A 16,952-nucleotide genomic window follows, 5' to 3' on the forward strand; every position below is an offset into this window, starting at 1 on the left:
GGGCGCGCGGGTGGGGATCGGGCGGGCTGATCACCGCCGTGCACGCGGGAATGGATTGCATAAACCTGCGGCGCAACGTATAGTCATGCCTCCTAAGGAGGAGGTTCCATGGCGGTACGTGCGGCGGTGGCCGGAGCGAGCGGATACGCGGGCGGGGAGCTGCTGCGTCTGCTGCTGGCCCACCCCGAGGTCGAGATCGGTGCCCTGACCGGCAACTCCAACGCCGGGCAGACGCTCGGTGCGCTCCAGCCGCACCTGCTGCCCCTGGCCGGCCGGGTGCTCCAGGAGACCACCCCGGAGGCGCTCGCCGGTCACGACGTCGTGTTCCTCGCGCTGCCGCACGGGCAGTCCGCGGCCGTCGCCGACCGGCTCGGCCCCGACGTGCTGGTCGTCGACATGGGCGCCGACTTCCGGCTGACCGACGCCGCCGCCTGGGAGAAGTTTTACGGCTCCCCGCACGCCGGCACCTGGCCCTACGGCCTTCCCGAACTGCCGGGTGCCCGTCTCGCGCTGGAGGGGTCCAAGCGCATCGCGGTACCCGGTTGCTACCCGACCGCCGTCTCCCTGGCCCTCTTCCCGGCGTACGCCGCCGGACTCGCCGGGCCCGAGGCGGTGATCGTGGCCGCCTCCGGCACGTCCGGCGCGGGCAAGGCGCCCAAGCCGCACCTGCTGGGCAGCGAGGTCATGGGCTCGATGTCCCCCTACGGGGTCGGCGGAGTGCACCGGCACACCCCCGAGATCACCCAGAACCTCGGCGCGGCCGCCGGGCAGCCGGTCACCGTCTCCTTCACCCCGACCCTCGCGCCGATGCCCCGCGGCATCCTCGCCACGTGCAGCGCCAAGGCCGCCGACGGGGTCACCGGCGAGTCGCTGCGCGCCGTGTACGCCAAGGCCTACGCGGACGAGCCGTTCGTGCACCTGCTCCCCGAGGGGCAGTGGCCCGCCACGGCGTCCGTCCACGGTTCCAACGCCGTTCAGGTGCAGGTCGCACACGACGAGGCCGCCGGGCGGATCATCGCGATCAGCGCCATCGACAACCTCACCAAGGGCACCGCGGGCGGTGCCGTCCAGAGCATGAACATCGCCCTGGGTCTCGACGAGACCACCGGACTGACGACGATCGGAGTCGCGCCGTGAGTGTGACGGCAGCAAAGGGATTCACGGCGGCGGGCATCGCCGCCGGGATCAAGGAGAACGGCAACCCGGACCTGGCCCTGGTGGTCAACAACGGGCCCCGCCGTGCCGCCGCCGGCGTCTTCACCTCCAACCGTGTGAAGGCCGCCCCGGTCCTGTGGTCCGAGCAGGTGCTCAGGAGCGGCCAGGTCTCCGCCGTCGTCCTCAACTCCGGCGGTGCCAACGCCTGTACGGGCCCGAAGGGCTTCCAGGACACCCACGCCACCGCCGAGAAGGCCGCCGAGGTCCTCGGCCGGGGCGCCATCGAGGTCGCCGTCTGCTCCACCGGCCTCATCGGCGTGCTGCTGCCGATGGACAAGCTGCTCCCGGGCATCGAGACGGCCGCCGGGTCCCTGAGCGAGCACGGCGGCGAGAAGGCCGCCATCGCCATCAAGACCACCGACACCGTCCACAAGACGTCCGTCGTCACCAAGGACGGCTGGACCGTCGGCGGCATGGCCAAGGGAGCGGGCATGCTCGCCCCGGGCCTCGCCACCATGCTCGTCGTCCTGACCACCGACGCCGCCGTCGACGACGCCGACCTGGACAAGGCCCTGCGGGCGGCGACCCGCACGACCTTCGACCGGGTCGACTCCGACGGCTGCATGTCCACCAACGACACCGTCCTGCTGCTGGCCTCCGGCTCCGCCGAAGTGACCCCGGCCTACGAGGACTTCGCCGAAGCCGTGCGGCAGGTCTGCGACGACCTCGGACAGCAGCTCATCCGGGACGCCGAGGGCGCCAGCAAGGACATCAAGGTGGAGGTGATCAACGCCGCCAGCGAGGACGACGCCGTCGAGGTGGGCCGCTCCATCGCCCGCAACAACCTCCTCAAGTGCGCCCTCCACGGCGAGGACCCCAACTGGGGCCGCGTGCTGTCGGCGATCGGCACGACGAGTGCCGCCTTCGAGCCCGACCGGCTGAACGTCGCGATCAACGGCGTCTGGGTCTGCAAGAACGGCGGCGTCGGCGAGGACCGCGACAAGGTCGACATGCGCTACCGCGAGGTGCACATCGTCGCCGACCTCGCCGCCGGGCCCGAGACCGCCACCATCTGGACCAACGACCTCACCGCCGACTACGTCCACGAGAACAGCGCGTACTCGTCATGAGCAGCGGAGCGACGCGCAAGCACACCGCACTGCCCAAGGCGCAGATCCTCATCGAGGCCCTGCCCTGGCTGGTCCGGCACAACGGCAGGACGGTCGTCATCAAGTTCGGCGGCAACGCCATGGTCGACGAGGACCTCAAGGCCGCCTTCGCCCAGGACGTGGTGTTCCTGCACCACGCCGGCCTCAAGCCCGTCGTCGTGCACGGCGGCGGCCCGCAGATCAGCGCCGCGCTCGACCAGCACGGCATCGTCAGCGAGTTCAAGGCCGGCCTGCGGGTGACCACCGAGGACGCCATGGACGTCGTACGGATGGTGCTGGCCGGGCAGGTCCAGCGCGAACTGGTCGGCCTGCTCAACCGGCACGGACCGCTCGCCGTCGGCCTGACCGGCGAGGACGCGCACACCATCACCGCCACCAAGCACCAGCCCGAGATCGACGGCGAGCTGGTCGACATCGGGCGGGTGGGCGAGATCACCGCGATCGACACAGGCGCCATCGAGGCCCTGCTCGCCGACGGCCGCATCCCGGTCGTCTCCTCGATCGCCCGCTCCGAGGACGACGGGCATGTCTACAACGTCAATGCTGATACGGCGGCTGCGGCACTCGCTGCTGCTCTGGGCGCCGAGACCCTCATGGTCCTCACGGACGTCGAGGGCCTCTACGAGGACTGGCCGCACAGCGACGAGGTGATCAGCCGCCTGACCGCCTCCGAACTGGAACGCCTGCTGCCGGACCTGTCCTCCGGCATGGTGCCGAAGATGGAGGGCTGCCTGCACGCGGTGCGGGGCGGTGTCACCACCGCCCGCGTCATCGACGGCCGGGTCCCGCACTCGATCCTGCTGGAGATCTTCACCGACGAGGGCATCGGCACGATGGTCGTGCCCGACGAGCACGAGGGGGAAGCGGTATGACCGCCCATCAGGAGTACGCCGAGCGGTGGCAGGGCGCGCTCATGGACAACTACGGCACCCCGCTGCTGCCGCTGGCGCGCGGCGAGGGCACCAGGGTGTGGGACGCCGACGGAACCGCGTACCTCGACTTCGTCGGCGGTATCGCCACCAACGCCCTCGGCCACGCCCACCCGGCCGTCGTCGAGGCGGTCAGCCGCCAGATCGGCTCTCTCGGCCACATCTCGAACTTCTTCATGGCCGAGCCGACCGTCGCCCTCGCCGAGCGGCTGCTGCGCCTGTTCGGCCGGGACGGCAAGGTCTTCTTCTGCAACTCCGGCGCCGAGGCCAACGAGGCCGCCTTCAAGATCGGCCGGCTGACCGGGCGCACCCACGTCGTCGCCACCGAGGGCGCCTTCCACGGGCGGACCATGGGCGCCCTGGCCCTGACCGGCCAGCACGGCAAACGCGAACCGTTCCTGCCGCTGCCCGGCGACGTCACCCACGTGCCGTTCGGTGACGCGCAGGCTCTGGCCGCGGCCGTCACCGAGGAGACCGCGCTCGTCGTCCTGGAGCCGATCCAGGGCGAGCTGGGCGTGGTCGTGCCGCCCGCCGGGTATCTCAAGGCCGCCCGGGCCATCACCGCCGCGACCGGGGCACTCCTCGTCCTGGACGAGGTGCAGACGGGCATCGGCCGCACCGGGCACTGGTTCGAGTACCAGGCCCACGAGGGCGTCCTGCCCGACGTCGTCACCCTCGCCAAGCAGCTCGGCGGCGGACTGCCGCTCGGCGCGACCGTCGCCTTCGGCCGGGCCGCGGACCTGCTGCGGCCCGGCCAGCACGGCACGACCTTCGGCGGCAACCCCGTGGCCTGCGCGGCCGGGCTCGCCGTCCTCGACGCCATCGAGAACGAGGGGTTGCTGGAGAACGTCAAGCGGCAGAGCGAGCGGTTGCGCGACGGGATCGAGGGCCTGGAGCACGAGTTGATCGACTTCGTCCGGGGCTCGGGGCTCCTCCTGGGTATCGTGCTCACCGAGCCGCTCGCGCCCCAGGTGCGCCAGGCGGCTCAGGAGGCCGGATTCCTGGTGAACGCGCCCGCCCCCGACGTCGTCCGGCTGATGCCGCCGCTGAACCTCCGCGACGACGAGGTGGACGCGCTCCTCGGAGCACTGCCCGGCATCCTGCAGACAGCCAGCGGGGACGGACGATCCGGGGAATGAGACGACGATGAGCCAGGCGCAGGACCACGAGCAGCCGGGGGCGAACGGGCCCGCCGTGCCGCAGACCCGCACCGCACGCCACCGCCGGATCGTGGACATCCTCAACCGGCAGCCGGTCCGCTCGCAGAGCCAGCTGGCGAAGCTGCTCGCCGACGACGGGCTGACCGTCACGCAGGCGACCCTCAGCCGGGACCTGGACGAGCTGAACGCGGTGAAGATCCGCAACACCGACGGCGACCTGATCTACGCGGTGCCCAGCGAGGGCGGTTTCCGCACCCCGCGGGCGCCGCTGGGCGGGTCGGCGAAGGAGGAGCGGATGCGGCGGCTCTCGCAGGAGCTGCTGATCTCCGCGGAGGCCTCGGCGAACCTCGTGGTCCTGCGCACCCCTCCGGGGGCCGCGCAGTTCCTGGCCTCGGCGATCGACCAGGCCGAGCTGCACGACATCCTGGGCACGATCGCCGGCGACGACACGCTGCTGCTGATCAGCAGGGAGCCGACGGGCGGGCAGGCCCTGGCCGACCATCTGCTGAGGCTGGCGCAGAACGGGCATTAGGGGTTGCCGGCCGGGTGCGGTTGGTGTGCGGTCGATCGCGCAGCTCCCCGCGCCCCCAGGCCGGCTCGGCCGCGGGCATGCGTGCCGCTGAGGGCGGCACGGGTGGGCGCAGCGGCACCCGGTTCCGCCGGGCTGCGAAACGCCCCCGCCTCAGCCCCGGCAACCCGCTCCGGCTGCCGCCGGATCACCCCAGCCTCGCCGCCAATCCTCCGGTGCAGCGCACCTCGTCCCCGGCCGTGATCAGCAGCGCCTCCACGTCCGGCAGGAACTCCAGCCAGGCCAGGCCCTCGCGCGAGCCCATCGCGAAGGCCGCCGTCGCCCAGCAGTCCGCCCAGGTCAGCCGGGGCGCCACCACCGTCACGGCGACCAGGTCCGTCACCGCCGAACGGCCTGTGCGGGGATCGACGATGTGCGCACCCCGCTCCGCAGTACCGGACGTGGCCACGGACAACTCGTCCACCGAGGCCGCCGAGACGACCGCCGCCAGACCCCCGGGCCGCAACGGGTCGGACACCCCGACGCGCCACGGCCGTTGCCCGCCCGGTGTCCCCAGCAACTGCACGTCCCCACCGCCGTTGAGACTCACCCCGCACACCCCGGGCACCTCCGCCAGCAGCCGCGCCGCCCGTTCGACGGCCCAGCCCTTGACGATGCCGGTCGGGTCGAGGCGGCCCTGGTACGACGTACTGAACCAGCCGTCGCTCAGATGCTCCGCCTCGGCGGCCAGTTCCAGCACCTCGGCGACCTCGGGATCGCACTCCGCGACGGTCACCTCCCCGCGCTGCAGCCGGGAGACCTGGCTGTCCTCGCGGTACGTGCTGAACACCTCGTCGACCCGGTGCAGCCCGGCGACCGCCTCGTCCAGGGCCGCGCGCACGGCGGCCGGTTCCCCGCCGCGGACGTCGAACGAGAAGACGGTCCCCATCGCCTCCTCGGCATGACGCACCGCGGCGGGAGCCTGAGCGGAGCCGGCCACGGTGTCAGCCACCGGCCTGGTCCAGCGCCGACTGGAGGGACTTCTTGTATCCGGCGCTGGTGTAGGTGGCCCCGGAGACCGAGTCGATGTCGGCGCTGCCGGTGGCGACGGCCGCCTGGTTCAGGCGGGGGACGGACGAGGAGGTGACCTGGTCGCTGCGGCCGCCCTTGGGTGCCTGCACCGCCTCGGCCTTGGTGATCTTCCCGCCGGTCACGGTGACCCGGACCTGCACCGGCCCGTACTCCGTCTGCGCGGCGCTGCCGGTGAGGACCTGCGTCCGCGCCCGGTCGCCCCCCGCTCCCGCGGCCTGCGACGACCCGCCGCCTCCGCCCGCCCCGCCCTGCGCCTTGGCCTTGTCGAGGGCCGACTGGAGGGACTTCTTGTACCCGGCGCTGGTGTAGGTGGCCCCGGAGACGGCGTCGATGTCGGCGCTGCCGGAAGCGACGGCCGCCTGGTTCAGGCGGGGGACGGACGAGGAGGTGACCTGGTCGCTGCGGCCGCCCTTGGGCGCCTGCACCGCCTCGGCCTTGGTGATCTTCCCGCCGGTCACGGTGACCCGGACCTGCACCGGCCCGTACTCCGTCTGCGCGACGTCACCGGTGACCGTCCGCGCCTGCCCGGAGCCCTGCTCCGCGCCGCCCTGCGCCCTGGCCTTGTCGAGGGCGGACTGCAGGGACTTCTTGTACCCGGCGCTGGTGTAGGTGGCCCCCGAGACGGCGTCGATGTCGGCGCTCTGCGCGGCCACGACCGCGCGGTTCAGACGCGGCACCGAGTCGGCCGTGATCTGGTCGCTGCGCCCGCCCTTCGGCGCCTGCACGGCCTCCGCCTGCGTGATCTTGCCGTTGCTCATGGTCAGGCGGACCTGCACCGCGCCGTACTGCGTCTGCGCCGCGTCACCGGTGACCGCGCCGTTCACCCCGCCCTGCGGGGCCTGCCCGGCGGCCGCCGGGGGGACCTGCCCGCCTGCCGCCTGGGCGGAACCCGGGTCGGTGGCCGGCTTCAGCGACAGCAGCAGCACGATCCCGGAGACGGTGGCTGCGCCGGCGAGCACGGCACGCCGGACCGGGTGACTCTTCCTCATGGTTTCCCAAACTCCTGAAGGGCTGTTGGTGTCCCGTCGCTCACATCTCGAACGACTCGTGATGGATACGGCGGGCGGGGACTCCCGCACCGCGCAGTGCCTCGTAGACGGTCTGCGCGAAGCCGGGCGGCCCGCACATGAAGACGTCGTGGTCGCCGATGTCCGGGATCTTGCGCTGGAGGGACTCGGCGGAGATGTCGGGCCGCTCCCCGTCCGGGCTGTTGACCGCGTACATCAGCCGCGCACCGCGCTCGTCGGCGATCGCGGCCAGTTCGCCCCATAGCGCCAGGTCCTGCGTGCTGTTGGCCCGGTAGAGCAGGGTGATGTCGCCGGAAGCTCCGGGCAGCGTCTCGAACAGGGCCCGCATCGGGGTGATGCCCACGCCGCCCGCGACCAGCAGCACCTTGCCGCGGCTGCGGCGCTGCGCGGTCATGGCGCCGTACGGGCCCTCCGCCCACACCCGGGTTCCGGGCGTGAGGTCCCGCAGCCGCTCGGTGTGGTCGCCGATCGCCTTCACGGTGATCCGCAGCATGTCCGGGCGGGGCGCCGCCGACAGCGAGTACGGGTGCGAGCTGAACCGCATCCCCGGCGCCATGAACCGCCAGCGGAAGAAGTGCCCGGCCTCCGCGCCCATCCGGTGCAGCCTGCGCCCGCCGATCAGCACCGACACGATCCCCGGCGTCTCCTCGATGACCGCCTCGACGCGCATGCGGTGCCGCAGGTTCAGCCGGATCGGCGTGAGGATCCGGTACCAGAGGACCAGGATCGTCACGGCCCCGTACAGCCCGTACCAGAAGGTCTTCGCGGCCGGCTCGACGGCGAACTCGTTGCCGGTCGTGATCTGGTGCCAGAACGTGAGGTACACGGCCGCGTAGGTCAGCAGGTGCACGTGGTACCAGGTGTCGTACCCGATCAGCCGGCGCACGCCGCCGATCGACAGGATCCCGATGAGGAACAGCAGACCCGTCCCGATGGCGGCCTTGCCCATGTCGGGCAGCTGGTTGATGGAGTCGGTCGTCTGCTGGACGATGTCGCCGAGTCCCTTGCCCGCCTGCAGGGCGTAGCCCCACATGATGAGGAAGACGTGGGCGAGGACCAGGCAGAGCGTGTAGCGGCCGGTCATGGCGTGCCAGCGCGCGACCCGGTCGGTTCCCACCCGCCGCTCCAGCGCGGGCACCCGGGCCATCTGCAGCACCACCAGCGCCATGAGGTAACCGGCGAGCAGACCGGTGATGCGGCCCGCGGCCAGGATCTTGCTCGTGGTGTCGGCGAGGGACGGCGTGTTGTCCCACCACAGCCACAGCACGGCCGCCGCACCGGCCCACAGGGCGATCAGCAGCGGGACGGCCGGGGAGCGGCGCGGGCGGATGCGGCGCATCGTCTGGCGGCGGGCGGCACGTCCGCCTGCGAGCGTGGTGGTCACGGTTCCTCCGTGGGGACTTGACCCTTGGCCCACAGATACGTGCGGGGGCACGGGAGCGTTCACCCCGGCCGGGAGTCGTGTGCGCACCGCTATGACCGCGGGTAACTCCCGCTCGGCCGCCGATCCGTCAGAGACGGGTGACGGCCGTCGGCCCGCTCGCCGTCCCCACGGCGATGTGCGGCCGCCGGGCCGGGTCGGCCCACAGGAGAATGCGTCGCATCGCGTCCTCGGGCACGGACACGCAGCCGGCCGTGGCGCCCCGCCCGTGGACATGAAGGAAGATGCCCGCCCCGCGACCGCGCACCGGGCGGTCGTAGTTGAAGCCGACGACCAGCGCGTGCGCGTACTGCGTGCGGTAGGTGACGAGGTGTTCGGACTCGGCGGCCCGGCAGTCGGCCGCGCGGGGCTCGGTCCAGCGGTTGTAGGAGCGGGAGTCGTTGTCCTGGCACCACCAGGAGTCCTGGTGGACCCGCCGGTAGGGGTACTCCGTCCCGCGCGGGGCCGCCTCGATGCCGAACGCGTACGGCAGGCCGTAGACCCCGGTCGGGGTGGTGTTCGTGCCCTGTCTGCGCGAGGCGCCCTCGGTGAGGCCGTTCGCCCCGAAGCGTGCGGGGGCGGAGCCGGCCCGCACCCAGTGTCCGCCCGCGGTGCGGTCCCACCAGGTCACAGTGCCCGTGGTCGAGGCGGTGCCCGGCGCCACGGCGGTGATCAGTTGGGTGCCGCCGCCGGTGTGCGCCATCCGGGCCGGCAGCGGAGCGGGGGCGGGAGGCCCGGCGCCGAGCAGGAGGAGGGAGGAGACGGCGAGGGCGACGGCACCGGGACGCATGCCTCAGACCGTAGAGGGCGGCAGTGGCAGCGGCAGCCCGGGAAGTCCGTCCAGGCTGGTGGCGATGTACTCCTTCTTGGTGAAGTAGGCGTCGAGCGAGGCGTCGTCCTCGCGGGCGAACCGCTTGCCGTGCAGATCCCGGTCCTCCTCGTACGCCATGAAGGGGACGGCGTAGCCGCAGGTGTCGCGGACGAGTTCGGCGGTGACGACGATGATCGCGCGCAGGCCGTGCGGCGAGGGGTCGATGTCCGGGAAGTGGGCGAGCAGTTCCCCGAAACGGGGGTCGTCGCGGAAGACGGGCTCGCCCCTGCCGTGCACCCGGACGATGTTCGGCGGGCCCTGGAAGGCGCACCACATCAGGGTGATCCGCCCGTTCTCCCGCAGATGGGCGATGGTCTCGGCGTTGGAGCCGGCGAAGTCGAGGTAGGCGACGGTGTGCTCGTCCAGCACCGCGAACGAGCCCGTGAGGCCCTTGGGGGAGAGGTTGACCGTGCCGTCGGCGGACAGGGGAGCGGTGGCGGTGAAGAAGACCGGCTGTGCCTCGATGAACGAGCGGAGCCGGCCGTCTATGCGCTCATGTGTCTTTCCCATGTCCAGCCATGATGGGTGCAATTGGTTCGACTGTCTAAGGAATTGCGGGATCCGGTCACCTCGGCCGCACCCCGCGGCGTCCCCGACCGCGGCCGCCCCGGCCGGCGCTCCCACGGGGCGGCCACGGCGCCTGTCACCTCACTTCGTGAGCGTGCAGGCGGCCAGGGTGTCGAGGCCCTGGGGCTTGGTGGCGGTGCGGCCGATGGCGGTGGCGATGCGGTTGACGGTGGCGACGCGCTTGTCCTTGAGGGGTCCGAGGATGGCGTTCTGGACGAAGTCGGGTCCGCCCTGTCCGACGGTGTCGGCGAGTCGGGTGTTGGCCTCCCGGGTCTGGGTGTCGAGCAGGGCGAGGTTGCGGTCGACCTCGGCCCGGGCGGAGGCGGGGACGGCGGGCAGCCGGGAGCGCACGTCGGGACAGCTGATCGTGCCGGCGCGGCCGTTTCCGGCGTTGCCGGCGTTGCCCGTGCTTCCGGCGGAGCCCGCGTTGCCGGCGTCGCCCGTACTTCCGGCGGAGGCCGCGGTGCCCGCGGTGCCTCTGCCGCCGCCCGTCTGCGGCTTGCCGGCCTGGCCGTTGCCCGCGTCGGTGGCGGCCCCGTTCAGCGTGCAGGCGGCCAGGGTGTCGAGGCCCTGGGGCTTGGTGGCGGTGCGGCCGATGGCGGTGGCGATGCGGTTGACGGTGGCGACGCGCTTGTCCTTGAGGGGTCCGAGGATGGCGTTCTGGACGAAGTCGGGTCCGCCTTGTCCGACGGTGTCGGCGAGTCGGGTGTTGGCCTCCCGGGTCTGGGTGTCGAGCAGGGCGAGGTTGCGGTCGACCTCGGCCCGGGCGGAGGCGGGGACGGCGGGGAGCCGGGAGCGCACGTCGGGACAGCTGATCGTGCCCGGACCGGCCAGGGTGCGGGCGGCGTTCCCGTGGCCCTTGGACGTCTCCCCGGCGAGGGCGAACCCGGCGATCACCGTGCCGGACAGCGCCACCGCGGCGGCGCCGCCGATGAATGCGACGCGGCGCTTGTCGTACTTCGGAAGAGCCCTGGACATGGGGGTGCCTCACTGGGGTCGGTGTCGTCGGTGTCGGGAACGCGGCGCCTGCGCTCGGCGAGAGGTACGGGTAAGCGGTTTCTCGCGTTCAAAGGAACGCCGGATTTTCCGGCGGGTGACTTCACGGAGCCGTCCCCGTCCGACGGATTGACGAATCATGCAGACCGCTGCATACTCATGCATACGGATCCCGGTCAGTGACGCGCTCACCCCGGGGGCCGCACAGACCGGCGGGACCTCCTGCACGCAGTAACGTGCCGACCCACCTCCCCGGAACGGGGGGCGGCGGCACATCGGAACCCATTGAGGAGCACAGCAGGTGAGCAGCAACAGCGGTGATGTCCGGCTCTGGGGCGGCCGTTTCGCCGACGGCCCCGCCGAGGCCCTGGCGAAGCTCTCCGCGTCCGTCCACTTCGACTGGCGGCTCGCGCCCTACGACATCGCCGGCTCGCGCGCCCACGCCCGCGTCCTGCACAAGGCGGGTCTGCTCACCGAGGACGAGCTGCAGCGCATGCTCGCCGGGCTCGACCAGCTGGAGGCCGACGTCGCCTCGGGCGCGTTCGTCGGCACGATCGCCGACGAGGACGTCCACACCGCCTTGGAGCGCGGCCTGCTGGAGCGCCTCGGCGCGGACCTCGGCGGCAAACTGCGCGCCGGCCGCTCCCGCAACGACCAGGTCGCGACCCTCTTCCGCATGTACCTCCGCGACCACGCCCGCGTCCTCGGCGGACTGATCGCCGAGCTGCAGGACGCGCTGATCGGCCTCGCCGAGGCGCACCCCGACGTGGCGATGCCCGGCCGTACGCACCTCCAGCACGCCCAGCCGGTCCTCTTCGCCCACCACGTCCTCGCCCATGTGCAGGCCCTGTCCCGGGACGCCGAGCGCCTGCGCCAGTGGGACGCCCGTACGGCGGTGTCGCCCTACGGCTCGGGCGCCCTGGCCGGCTCCTCCCTGGGGCTGGACCCGGAGGCGGTGGCGAAGGACCTGGGGTTCGAGCACGGGTCCGTCGGCAACTCCATCGACGGGACGGCCTCGCGGGACTTCGTCGCCGAGTTCGCCTTCATCACGGCGATGATCGGGGTCGACCTCTCCCGGATCGCCGAGGAGGTCATCATCTGGAACACGAAGGAGTTCTCCTTCGTGACCCTGCACGACGCCTTCTCCACGGGCTCGTCGATCATGCCGCAGAAGAAGAACCCGGACATCGCGGAGCTGGCGCGCGGCAAGTCCGGCCGCCTGATCGGCAACCTGACGGGCCTGATGGCCACGCTCAAGGCGCTCCCGCTGGCCTACAACCGCGACCTGCAGGAGGACAAGGAGCCGGTCTTCGACTCCATCGACCAGCTGGAGGTCCTGCTGCCGGCCTTCACCGGCATGATGGCCACCCTCACCGTCCACCGCGAGCGCATGGAGGAGCTGGCCCCGGCGGGCTTCTCCCTCGCCACCGACATCGCCGAGTGGCTGGTCAAGCAGGGCGTCCCGTTCCGTGTGGCCCACGAGGTGGCCGGCGAGTGCGTCAAGGCCGCCGAGGCGGAGGGCAAGGAACTCGACCAACTGACGGACGAGCAGTTCGCGAAGATCTCCGCGCATCTGACCCCGGAGGTCCGCACGGTCCTCGACGTCCCGGGCGCTCTGGCCTCCCGCGACGGCCGGGGCGGTACGGCCCCGAGCGCGGTGGCCGTCCAACTGGGCGAGATGAAGGCGGACGTGGCGGCCCAGCACGAGTGGGCGGTGGTCAAGAAGCGGGCCTGAGGGCATCGCCCCCGGGGGCGCGGGGACCTGCGCGAACGAGCGCCGGCGGCCCGCACTCGCCGAAACACCGCAACGGCCGAGCTCAGAGGCGAAGGTCACCCCGGGTTACGTTGGTCGTCAGCCGCCGACCGAACGGAGCCCGCGATGCCCTTCGCCCGTCTCGCGAACGCCACAACCCCTACCTGCCACATCGGACTGGGCCTCGCCGCCGTGGGACGCCCCGGCTACATCAACCTCGGCCGGGACGAGGACCTCGGAGAGGACCGCAGCGTCGAGACGCTGCGCACCCGCACCCACGAACTCCTCGACGCCGCCTACGCCCAGGGCGTCCGCTACGTCGACGTCGCCCGCTCCTACGGCCGCTCCGAGGAGTTCCTCGCCGGCTGGCTCGAGGCCAGGCCCGCCGTCGATGACGTCGTCATCGGCAGCAAGTGGGGCTACACCTACACCGCCGACTGGTCCACCGACGCCGAGACGCACGAGGTCAAGGACCACGGCCTCGCCACCTTCGAACGGCAGCGCGCCGAGAGCGGCGCCCTGCTCGGCGACCGGCTCGACCTCTATCAGATCCACTCGGTGACCCCGGACAGCCCGGCCCTCACCGACAAGGAACTGCACGCGAAGCTCGCGGAGGCCGCCGCCCAGGGCCTCACCGTCGGCTTCTCCACCAGCGGGCCCGCCCAGGCCGACGCCATCCGGGCCGCCCTTTCCGTCACCGTCGACGGCGAGCCCCTCTTCCGCACCGTCCAGTCCACCTACAACGCGCTGGAGACCTCCGCCGGACCCGCCCTCGCCGAGGCCCACGCCGCCGGACTGACCGTGATCGTCAAGGAGGGCATGGCCAACGGCCGCCTCGCGGGCGCACGCGCGCCGGACGTCCTCCAGGAGGTCGCCGCCCGGACCGGGCTGGGCTGCGACGCGGTGGCGCTGGCGCTGATCCTGCGCCGGCCCTGGGCCGGAGTGGTCCTGTCCGGCGCGGCCACCACCGCCCAGCTCGCCTCGAACCTGCACGCGGCGGTCGTCGACCTCGACGACGACCAGGCGGACCGCCTCGCCGGACTCGCCGAGGAGCCGCGGGCCTACTGGGAGCGCCGCGGCCAGCTGCCCTGGCACTGATCCCCCGTCCCGCGGGAGGACCCGTGTCCGCCCTGCGGAATCGCCCAGCCATGAGTCACCCATGCCCGCCATGAGACATTGATGTCTCATTCGGTGTATGGTCGTCTCATGGCTGTCGATCTCGACCACGTGCTGCGCTCCGCCGCCGCCCTGCTGACCCGCAGATCCACCGCGACCATGGACGAGGTCGCCAAGGCCGCCGGGATCAGCCGCGCCACCCTGCACCGGCACTTCGCCGGACGGGACGCTCTCGTCCGCGCCCTGGAGTCGCTGTGCATCGCCGAGTGCGAGGCCGCGCTGCGGGCGGCCCGGCTCGACGAGGGCACGGCGAGCGAGGCCGTACGCCGGCTGGTCGGCGCCATCGAACCGGTCGCGGGACTGCTCGCCTTCCTCTACACCGAGAACCAGCTGTTCGAGGGCGAGGAGCAGAACGCGGGCTGGACCGAGATCGACGACCGGATCTCCGCCCTGTTCCGGCGCGGCCAGCTCGGCGGTGAGTTCCGCATCGACCTCACGCCCGCCTGGCTCACCGAGGCGCTCTACGGCCTGCTGGCCTCCGGTGCCTGGCTGGTGCAGAGCGGCAAGGGCGCCCCCAAGGACTTCCAGCACATGATCGTCGAGCTGCTGCTCGGCGGCGCAGTCAGAAGAGAGGAATCATGACCAGCACCCTGCAGGCGGCCGAGACGGAGGCGATGAAGCGCCCGGGCCGCTGGCTCGCGCTCGGCGTCCTCGTGCTCGCCGTACTGCTGGTGGCCGTCGACGCGACCGTCCTCGGTCTCGCGACCCCCTACATCAGCGAGGACCTCGAGCCCTCCGGCACGCAGTTGCTGTGGATCGGCGACGTCTACTCGTTCGTCATCGCCGGCCTGCTCGTCTCCATGGGCAGCCTCGGCGACCGGATCGGCCGCAAGCGGATCCTGCTCGCAGGAGCCACGGCGTTCGGCGCGATATCCGTCCTCAACGCCTACGCCACCACGCCGGAGACGCTGATCGTCGCCCGCGCGCTGCTCGGTGTCGCCGGTGCGACCCTGATGCCGGCCACGCTCGCCCTGATCCGCAACCTCTTCCACGACCCGCGCGAGCGCAGCCTCGCCGTCGGCGTCTGGGGTGCCACCGCCTCGGCGGGCACGGCCGTCGGCCCGATCGTCGGCGGGTTCCTGCTGGAGCACTTCTGGTGGGGCTCGGTCTTCCTGATCAACCTGCCCGTCATGGCCGTCCTGGTCCTCGTCGGCATCAAGTTGCTGCCCGAGTCGCGCACGGCCGACCCCGGCCCCTGGGACCTGGTCAGCGTGCTGCTGTCACTGGTCGGCATGATCGGCGTGGTCTACGCCGTCAAGGAGACCGCGACGCACGGCTTCGCGGGGGCCCCGCTGGCCGCCGGTCTGCTGGGCGCCGCCGCCCTCTACAAGTTCGTCCGCCGGCAGCTCACGCTCCCGGCGCCGCTGCTGGACATGCGGCTGTTCCGCAACCGCGGCTTCAGCGGGGCCGTCCTGGCCGACCTGCTGACCATTCTCGGCCTGTCCGGACTGGTGTTCTTCCTGTCGCAGTACCTGCAGCTCGTGCAGGGCAGGCGCCCGTTGGAGGCCGGTCTGGCCGAACTGCCCGCCGCCGTCGGAGCGGTGGTGGCCGGTCTGATCGCCGGCCGTGCGGCCCGCCGCTTCTCCGTCAGGACGGTCGTCTCGGGCGGCCTGGCGGCGATCGGCCTGGCCCTGGCGGCGCTGACCGTGGTCGACCGGTCCACCGCCTACCCGCTGCTCGGCAGCGCGCTGCTGGTGGTCGGCGTCGGCGCCGGATTCTCCTTCACCGTGACCGCCGACGTGATCCTCTCCAGCGTGCCCAAGGAGCAGGCCGGTGCCGCGTCCGCGGTCTCCGAGACGGCGTACGAACTGGGCGCCGCCCTCGGTATCGCCGCGCTGGGCTCGATCGTGACGGCCGTCTACCGCGACTTCACCGGCCCGGCGGGCACGCCGGACGCGGCGCACGAATCGCTGGGCGGCGCGGTCGAGGCGGCGGCGCACATGCCCGCCCACACCGCCGACGCGATGCTGGACGCGGCCCGCACGTCCTTCGTCGACGGGCTGGCCCTCGCGGCGGGCGTCGGAGCGGCGGTCCTGCTGGCCACGGCGGTGGCGGCCTGGTTCCTGCTGCGCCACCAGAAGCTGGAATCGGCCCCCACCCACCCCTGACCCAAGAACGCCCCTGAGGAACAGGACAACTCCTCGGGGGCGCGGGTCAGGGGCGCGGGGAACTGCGCAAAAGACCACCAACGCACCCGCACCCGCCAAGGGGCCGCTCACCCGCGACAGCGGCCGGCGCCCCCGCCCCCCACCCCGCCCGAGAACTACGCCGCTTCCTTCGCCTTGCTGGCGTACATGTCCACATACTCCTGCCCGGACAACCGCATGACCTCGGTCATCACCGAGTCGGTCACGGCCCGCAGCACGTACCGGTCCCGGTCCATCCCCTCGTACCGGGAGAACTCCATCGCCTCACCGAACCGCACTGTGACCTTGCCCGGCCGCGGCACCCCGGCCCCACCCGGCTGAAGCTTGTCCGTGCCGATCATCGCGAACGGCACGACCGGCGCGCCCGTCATCAGCGTCAGCCGGGCGATGCCCGTCCGCCCGCGGTACAGGCGCCCGTCGGGCGAGCGCGTGCCCTCCGGGTAGATGCCGAAGATCCGGCCCTCCTCCAGCACGCGGCGCCCGGTCATCAGCGCGGCGACACCGCCCCGGCCGCCGTCACGGTCGACCGGGATCATGCCGACACCGGTGAAGAACCAGGCCATGAGCCGGCCCTTGAAGCCCTTGCCGGTCACGTACTCGTCCTTGCCGATGAAGACGACCTGCCGGTCGCAGACCAGCGGAAGGATCATCGAGTCGATGAACGTGAGGTGGTTGCCCGCCAGGATGACCGGACCGTCGCCGGGAATGTGCTCCGCGCCCTCCACCTGGGGGCGGAACATCAGCCGCATGATCGGGCCGAGCACTGCCTTGATGAGCTCGAAGCGGGACAACGGACCCTCCGGTGTCAAGGGATTCGATATGAGTCTGTGCAGGTGAGGACGATACTCGCGGGGCCCGTGGTCGCGCACATCGGGCACGGCGACTTAACCGAGACCTTACGCACTGTTGACGCGGTTTCACCTGCGGTGACGCGCCGTCGACGGTGCGTGAGGCGCCGGAGGGTGTGACACACATCGCCTC

Annotated in this window: 16 protein-coding genes; 9 read left to right on the plus strand and 7 right to left on the minus strand. The window is 72.2% G+C overall.

Annotation, left to right across the window (positions count from 1 at the left end; genetic code table 11):
- Positions 1-108: 108 nt before the first annotated feature.
- Genes argC through ACZ4M5_RS19650 form a run of 5 tightly spaced genes read left to right on the plus strand, consistent with a single transcriptional unit; the run spans position 109 to position 4,945 of the window.
- Positions 109-1,137: an N-acetyl-gamma-glutamyl-phosphate reductase gene (argC, locus tag ACZ4M5_RS19630; protein ID WP_467738433.1), complete on the plus strand. Its 1,029-nt coding sequence runs from the start codon at positions 109-111 to the stop codon at positions 1,135-1,137.
- Positions 1,134-2,285: a bifunctional glutamate N-acetyltransferase/amino-acid acetyltransferase ArgJ gene (gene argJ, locus ACZ4M5_RS19635; RefSeq protein WP_467738435.1), complete on the plus strand. Its 1,152-nt coding sequence runs from the start codon at positions 1,134-1,136 to the stop codon at positions 2,283-2,285. The genes argC and argJ overlap by 4 nt, the downstream gene beginning before the upstream one ends.
- Entirely contained in the window at positions 2,282-3,196 is a 915-nt protein-coding gene (argB, locus tag ACZ4M5_RS19640) for an acetylglutamate kinase (protein WP_467738437.1), read from the plus strand. Before argJ ends, argB begins: the two co-directional genes overlap by 4 nt.
- The gene (locus ACZ4M5_RS19645) at positions 3,193-4,392 is read left to right on the plus strand and encodes an acetylornithine transaminase (RefSeq protein ID WP_467738439.1); all 1,200 of its coding nucleotides are present in this window, start codon (positions 3,193-3,195) and stop codon (positions 4,390-4,392) included. Before argB ends, ACZ4M5_RS19645 begins: the two co-directional genes overlap by 4 nt.
- A gap of 7 nt (positions 4,393-4,399) precedes the next feature.
- Positions 4,400-4,945, plus strand: a complete 546-nt coding sequence (locus ACZ4M5_RS19650; protein WP_333934510.1) for an arginine repressor — start codon at positions 4,400-4,402, stop codon at positions 4,943-4,945.
- A gap of 184 nt (positions 4,946-5,129) precedes the next feature.
- Here the strand turns inward: ACZ4M5_RS19650 and ACZ4M5_RS19655 are convergent, their stop codons facing one another.
- From ACZ4M5_RS19655 to ACZ4M5_RS19680, 6 genes are all read right to left on the minus strand, one after another.
- Positions 5,130-5,933 (minus strand): FAD:protein FMN transferase, encoded by an 804-nt coding sequence (locus tag ACZ4M5_RS19655; RefSeq protein WP_467738441.1) that lies wholly within the window; start codon positions 5,931-5,933, stop codon positions 5,130-5,132.
- Positions 5,926-7,002 carry an FMN-binding protein gene (locus tag ACZ4M5_RS19660; protein WP_467738443.1) on the minus strand — a complete coding sequence of 359 codons (1,077 nt, stop codon included), beginning with the start codon at positions 7,000-7,002 and terminating at the stop codon, positions 5,926-5,928. The genes ACZ4M5_RS19655 and ACZ4M5_RS19660 overlap by 8 nt, the downstream gene beginning before the upstream one ends.
- Positions 7,003-7,042: 40 nt before the next feature.
- On the minus strand, positions 7,043-8,425 hold the full coding sequence (locus tag ACZ4M5_RS19665; protein ID WP_467738445.1) for a ferredoxin reductase family protein: 1,383 nt from the start codon (positions 8,423-8,425) through the stop codon (positions 7,043-7,045).
- A 127-nt stretch (positions 8,426-8,552) separates the two neighbouring features.
- On the minus strand, positions 8,553-9,251 hold the full coding sequence (locus tag ACZ4M5_RS19670) for a L,D-transpeptidase family protein (protein ID WP_467738447.1): 699 nt from the start codon (positions 9,249-9,251) through the stop codon (positions 8,553-8,555).
- A 3-nt stretch (positions 9,252-9,254) separates the two neighbouring features.
- On the minus strand, positions 9,255-9,842 hold the full coding sequence (locus tag ACZ4M5_RS19675; protein ID WP_467738449.1) for a pyridoxamine 5'-phosphate oxidase family protein: 588 nt from the start codon (positions 9,840-9,842) through the stop codon (positions 9,255-9,257).
- Positions 9,843-9,980: 138 nt separating this feature from the next.
- Positions 9,981-10,877 carry a hypothetical protein gene (locus ACZ4M5_RS19680; RefSeq protein WP_467738451.1) on the minus strand — a complete coding sequence of 299 codons (897 nt, stop codon included), beginning with the start codon at positions 10,875-10,877 and terminating at the stop codon, positions 9,981-9,983.
- Positions 10,878-11,196: 319 nt separating this feature from the next.
- On the opposite strand from ACZ4M5_RS19680, the gene argH reads away from it, so the two are divergent.
- The 4 genes from argH to ACZ4M5_RS19700 all read left to right on the plus strand — a co-directional run bounded on the left by argH (position 11,197) and on the right by ACZ4M5_RS19700 (position 15,932).
- On the plus strand, positions 11,197-12,630 hold the full coding sequence (gene argH / locus ACZ4M5_RS19685; protein WP_467738453.1) for an argininosuccinate lyase: 1,434 nt from the start codon (positions 11,197-11,199) through the stop codon (positions 12,628-12,630).
- A 144-nt stretch (positions 12,631-12,774) separates the two neighbouring features.
- Positions 12,775-13,746, plus strand: a complete 972-nt coding sequence (locus ACZ4M5_RS19690; protein WP_467738455.1) for an aldo/keto reductase — start codon at positions 12,775-12,777, stop codon at positions 13,744-13,746.
- Between the two features lie 108 nt (positions 13,747-13,854).
- A complete protein-coding gene (locus ACZ4M5_RS19695; RefSeq protein WP_467738457.1) occupies positions 13,855-14,406 on the plus strand; it encodes a TetR/AcrR family transcriptional regulator in 552 nt (183 codons plus the stop codon).
- Entirely contained in the window at positions 14,403-15,932 is a 1,530-nt protein-coding gene (locus ACZ4M5_RS19700; RefSeq protein WP_467738458.1) for an MFS transporter, read from the plus strand. The genes ACZ4M5_RS19695 and ACZ4M5_RS19700 overlap by 4 nt, the downstream gene beginning before the upstream one ends.
- Positions 15,933-16,087: 155 nt before the next feature.
- On the opposite strand, the gene ACZ4M5_RS19705 is transcribed toward ACZ4M5_RS19700, so the two are convergent.
- Complete coding sequence (locus ACZ4M5_RS19705) at positions 16,088-16,762, minus strand: lysophospholipid acyltransferase family protein (protein ID WP_398110646.1); 675 nt, start codon at positions 16,760-16,762, stop codon at positions 16,088-16,090.
- Positions 16,763-16,952 lie beyond the last annotated feature (190 nt).

The organism is Streptomyces sp. NPDC026246 (genome assembly GCF_055567995.1).

Bases quoted from the DNA above. Each gene is read 5' to 3' on its own strand.
- argC (WP_467738433.1), top strand. From the start codon at position 109: ATGGCGGTACGTGCGGCGGTGGCCGGAGCGAGCGGATACGCGGGCGGG.
- argB (WP_467738437.1), top strand. From the start codon at position 2,282: ATGAGCAGCGGAGCGACGCGCAAGCACACCGCACTGCCCAAGGCGCAG.
- ACZ4M5_RS19645 (WP_467738439.1), top strand. From the start codon at position 3,193: ATGACCGCCCATCAGGAGTACGCCGAGCGGTGGCAGGGCGCGCTCATG.
- ACZ4M5_RS19650 (WP_333934510.1), top strand. From the start codon at position 4,400: ATGAGCCAGGCGCAGGACCACGAGCAGCCGGGGGCGAACGGGCCCGCC.
- ACZ4M5_RS19660 (WP_467738443.1), bottom strand. From the start codon at position 7,002: ATGAGGAAGAGTCACCCGGTCCGGCGTGCCGTGCTCGCCGGCGCAGCC.
- ACZ4M5_RS19670 (WP_467738447.1), bottom strand. From the start codon at position 9,251: ATGCGTCCCGGTGCCGTCGCCCTCGCCGTCTCCTCCCTCCTCCTGCTC.
- ACZ4M5_RS19675 (WP_467738449.1), bottom strand. From the start codon at position 9,842: ATGGGAAAGACACATGAGCGCATAGACGGCCGGCTCCGCTCGTTCATC.
- ACZ4M5_RS19680 (WP_467738451.1), bottom strand. From the start codon at position 10,877: ATGTCCAGGGCTCTTCCGAAGTACGACAAGCGCCGCGTCGCATTCATC.
- ACZ4M5_RS19690 (WP_467738455.1), top strand. From the start codon at position 12,775: ATGCCCTTCGCCCGTCTCGCGAACGCCACAACCCCTACCTGCCACATC.
- ACZ4M5_RS19695 (WP_467738457.1), top strand. From the start codon at position 13,855: ATGGCTGTCGATCTCGACCACGTGCTGCGCTCCGCCGCCGCCCTGCTG.
- ACZ4M5_RS19700 (WP_467738458.1), top strand. From the start codon at position 14,403: ATGACCAGCACCCTGCAGGCGGCCGAGACGGAGGCGATGAAGCGCCCG.